General features: G+C 70.4%; 3 protein-coding genes and 1 pseudogene. 2 read left to right on the plus strand and 2 right to left on the minus strand.

Annotation, left to right across the window (positions count from 1 at the left end; genetic code table 11):
- The coding region (locus E1267_RS42920; protein WP_165960118.1) for a PH domain-containing protein at positions 1-957 on the minus strand (957 nt) is incomplete at its 3' end.
- 325 nt (positions 958-1,282) lie between these two features.
- Positions 1,283-1,804, minus strand: a complete 522-nt coding sequence (locus E1267_RS42925) for a PH domain-containing protein (RefSeq protein ID WP_246064725.1) — start codon at positions 1,802-1,804, stop codon at positions 1,283-1,285.
- 567 nt (positions 1,805-2,371) lie between these two features.
- On the opposite strand from E1267_RS42925, the gene E1267_RS42930 reads away from it, so the two are divergent.
- The gene (locus E1267_RS42930; RefSeq protein WP_132341946.1) at positions 2,372-2,947 is read left to right on the plus strand and encodes a YbhB/YbcL family Raf kinase inhibitor-like protein; all 576 of its coding nucleotides are present in this window, start codon (positions 2,372-2,374) and stop codon (positions 2,945-2,947) included.
- 184 nt (positions 2,948-3,131) lie between these two features.
- Positions 3,132-3,939: pseudogene (locus tag E1267_RS42935) on the plus strand (hypothetical protein); the annotation flags it as partial.

Raw genomic sequence — 3,939 nt, forward strand, 5'->3', positions numbered from 1 at the left:
GCGCAGGTCCGCGCGGAAGGGGCCGATCGCGTCGCCGGTCACCTGGAAGGCCACGGCACGGGGAACGTCGGGAAGGAGCTGGCCGCGGGTCTCCGAATCGCCGAGCCCGGTCACGATGGCCCAGGCGCGTACGACACCCGCCCAGCGTTCCGCGAGGCCGTCGACGATCTCGTAGCCGCGTACGCGCGCCGACTCCAGCGATACGCTGCGCCGGTTGATGAGCCCCCGTTCGGCCACGAGGTGGCGGTCGCGCCGTTTGAGGGAGAAGTCCCAGTTGAAGACCGCGTACATCAGCCCGCCCAGGAAGGGCATCGCCAGCACCAGCAGCAGGGCCACGACCAGCAGCAGGTAGGGGCGTTCCCAGAACCACTCCCCTACGGTCAGGGCGGCGGTCCGGCCGAAGCCCAGGTCGTCCCCCAGTTGGAAGGTGAGCCCGACCGCGCCGCCGAGGAGCGCGAAGGGGGTCAGCAGGTACGCGCCGGACAGCGGCCCGTACAGCAGCCATCTGCGCGGGACGCGGATGATCGGCTGTTCGGCCGGCTCCGGCTCCTGGGCGCCGGGTGCGTCGGCGGCAGGACGGGCCGCGCGGCGCAGGAGGACCGCCTTGAGCCGTTCGGCCTCCGCCAGGGTCACCCCGTTGAGCTCGGCCTCCTCGTCGCCGCCGCTCGCCCCCGTGTCGATCTTGAGTACGGACAGGCCGAGCAGCCGGTGCATCGGCGGCGTCGACACGTCGACGCCGCGGATCCGCTCCAGCGGGATGGTACGGACGGACCGGCTGATCAGCGCACGTTTCGTTTCGAGGCGGTCACCGACGATCTCGTACGTGAAGGTGGCCCACCTGACGATCGCGAACACCACGGTGCCGACCACGCCCAGGGCCGCCCATCCGTACGACCTGGCCGAGAAGCCACCCACGAACAGGACCCCGACCAGGGGGAGCAGGAGGGAGGGCAGCATGCGTACCGGATCGATGAGCAGGACCTTGGGGCTCAGCCGTAGCGGCGCACGGGCGGGCGGCGGAGGGCCGCCAGGGGGCTGCTCCGGACCTCCGGCGGGCGGCGGCGGACCGCCCGGAGCCCGCTCCGGCTCCCAGGGCGGGGGGCCGCCCGGGTGCGGCTGCACCGTCCAGGGCTGGGGGGCCGCCTGATCGGGGTGTCCGCCTCCTCCGGGGCCCGGCGCAGTGGCGTCGTCCGGCCGCGGCGGGTCGCCACCGGATGAGGGTTCAGGGCTGTCGTGAGGTGCGCCGCCGGTCATCGCAGCTCCTTGGGCCGTCGCGAGGCGGTCACGTGGCATCGTCCCTGAGCTTTTCCGCCCGGTGCGCGAGCTGCTCCGCGAGCCGGGCCGCCTCGCCGTAGTCGAGGCCCTTGATCGTCGAGGAACCGGCATGGGACGCGGTGCGGATCTCCAGCGTGGCCAGACCGAGCATCCGCTCCAGCCACCCCTGGCCCTTGTCGACCGTCTGGATGCGACTCACGGGCACGAAAACCCACTCCCTGGTCAGGAACCCCGACCTGGCGTAGACGACGTCGCCTGAGAGCTCCCAGCGGTGCACGGCGTACCGTACGAACGGCTCGGCCACCAGGAACGGCAGCAGCAGCACCACCACGGCGGCCGGCAGGAGCCAGGAGTTGTCGGCGTACCAGCCGGGGACCCACCACCATCGGCTGCCGTCGAGCCACTGCGCCACCAGCAGCGCACCACCCAGGAAGAACACGAACGCGATCAACGACTCGAACAACCACAGGCGGATGGCCTTGGGCGAAACGCGATTCGCCGGATCACGGATCGGGCCTGATGAGGTCACAGCACCAGCTTAGGGCGCGAATCCGGCATGGAGATCGGCTTCGAGGGTGGTAAAGATCGACGGGCCGTCCCGGCGTGTCTGCCGACGGCCTCCGTGGGCGGGTGCCATGCTCGATGGCGGCCTGCCGCAGGCTGTCGAGCATGGCCACGTCGGCGGCGCCACGTTCGTGCCAGCCAGGCCCGGCGAGCGCAGACCGCACCACAGCGCGAGCGCCCTCACGCACGTGGCAGCCGCCGTTCGCGCGCGCGGTGCCCCGCGACCGACCCTCTCTACCGTTCTGTACGATCTGGCGCACCTGATTTTTCTGTATGTTCGGAGAACAGCGCGATGTCCGTCTTGTCGGGTCACGCTCCGTGATCACGTCCGCTGCCCGCCACGGTGAACCAGCAGGCCAGAAAGGGTCCGGAGGGAAGGCCCGATCCAGGTCCTCCGGGGGTGGAGCAGGGTCCTTGTGTGCAACCTCACGGCTGAGATGCCGTGATTCTGACCGGTTTCGGATCCTTTACCGGCCACCGACCATCGGGAAACGGTCTGCACACCGCCGAGACGCGCGTAGCATCGTCCGTCATGGGGCTGTGTAACACGGCGACACCCGTGCGCCGCATCGCTGTCGGTGTGACAGCGGTGACCGTCGCGTTCGCACTGTCAGGTTGCGGCAGCCTCATCGGCCGGTCCCAGGCCGAGGACATCGCGGAGGTCCATGTCTCGAGCCCGGAGTTGCGCGAGGGCGAGCCGCTGCCACGCGACTACTCCTGCAAGGGCGCCCAGGGCAGCCCGCCGCTGCGCTGGTCGAGCCAGCCGTTGCCCAAGGCGAAGTCGATCGCGATCGTGGTCGACAGCCATACACCATCGACGTCCACCGTGCACTGGGTGCTCTACAACATCCCGGCGACCACGACCGAGCTGGGCCCCAACGCCGCCGAGGAGCCCCCGGAAGGAACCGGCCAGGCGCCCCTGCCGAGCGGGAAGCCGGGCTATGATCCCCCCTGCGGTCCGGGCACCTACCGCTTCACCGTCTACACGCTGAACGACAAGGTCGAAAGGAAGCAGGGAGCCCCTCCCCTCGACCTTCCCGAGATCTTGAAGCAGATCGCGGACCGGACCATAGCCCGGGGACGGCTCACCGCGGTCAACGCTCGGTGAGGGATCAGACACGACGTGTAGTGCAGATGTACCAATTCTTCACGTAGGGTGTGACAACGCTCATAGTGGTCCGACAGAATCAGATCCAATCGTTAGGCACTGGTGATCAAAGGGGGCAGATCGCGTCGATGGCCGCGCGATCTCATCGGTGCCAAAGGGAGGCCATGGCTTTGAGGGTGGTGCAATGATCGCGGTCGTAGTGAGCTTGGTCGCTGTCGTGCTCCTCGTGCTCGTCGTCGTGGCACTGGGCATGCGTTCGATGAACCGCAGGGAGAGCTCGCTTCCTCCGGAACGGCTGAAGGAGATGGCCGAGAAGGAGGAGTCGACCCACGCTCGTTCCACGGACGAGTTCGCCGCGCACGAGCCGCGGATGAGAAACTTCAGCCCCGACTTCAGCCCGATCGACCAGCCCAAGGCGCCGAAGCCGGCACGCAGCGGTCAGCGTGGCCGGCGTGGTGTCGACGAGTGGGGCAACCCGACCTCCGACGACGAGGACGAGGAGTTCTGGGCCAACATCCGCAGCGACGCGGAGGAGGGCGGCTTCGGCGCCGGTGGCACCGTGGCGGCCAGGAAGGGCGCCTCCCGTCCCGTCGAGCGCGAGCGTCCCGCGGAGCAGCGAGCCGAGCGCCGCGCCGAGCGTCCCGCCGAGTCCGGGGGCGAGCGTCCCGCGGACCGGTCGGCGAGCCGGCCCGCCGAGCGCCGCTCGGAGCGTCCGGGCAAGCGCGCCGACCGCAGCGCCAGGCCGCGGCCCGTGGCCGCCTCCGCCGACCCCGACGCGACCACCGTCCAGGGTCCGCTGCCGCAGCGCCAGCCGGCCGCGTCCAACCATTCCTCCGGCAACCATTCCTCCGGCCTCGCCGACCTGGTCGAGCCCGTCAAACCCGCGGTCCCGGCGCAGTCCGACCCGGCCGACCAGCGCACCGTGACCTTCTCGGCGTCGGCGGGCGACGTGATGAGCATCCTCGCCCCTGGCGCCCAGCCGGTGCCCGCCC

The sequence above is a fragment of the Nonomuraea longispora genome, from assembly GCF_004348345.1.
GTDB classification, from domain to species: Bacteria; Actinomycetota; Actinomycetes; order Streptosporangiales; family Streptosporangiaceae; genus Nonomuraea; species Nonomuraea longispora.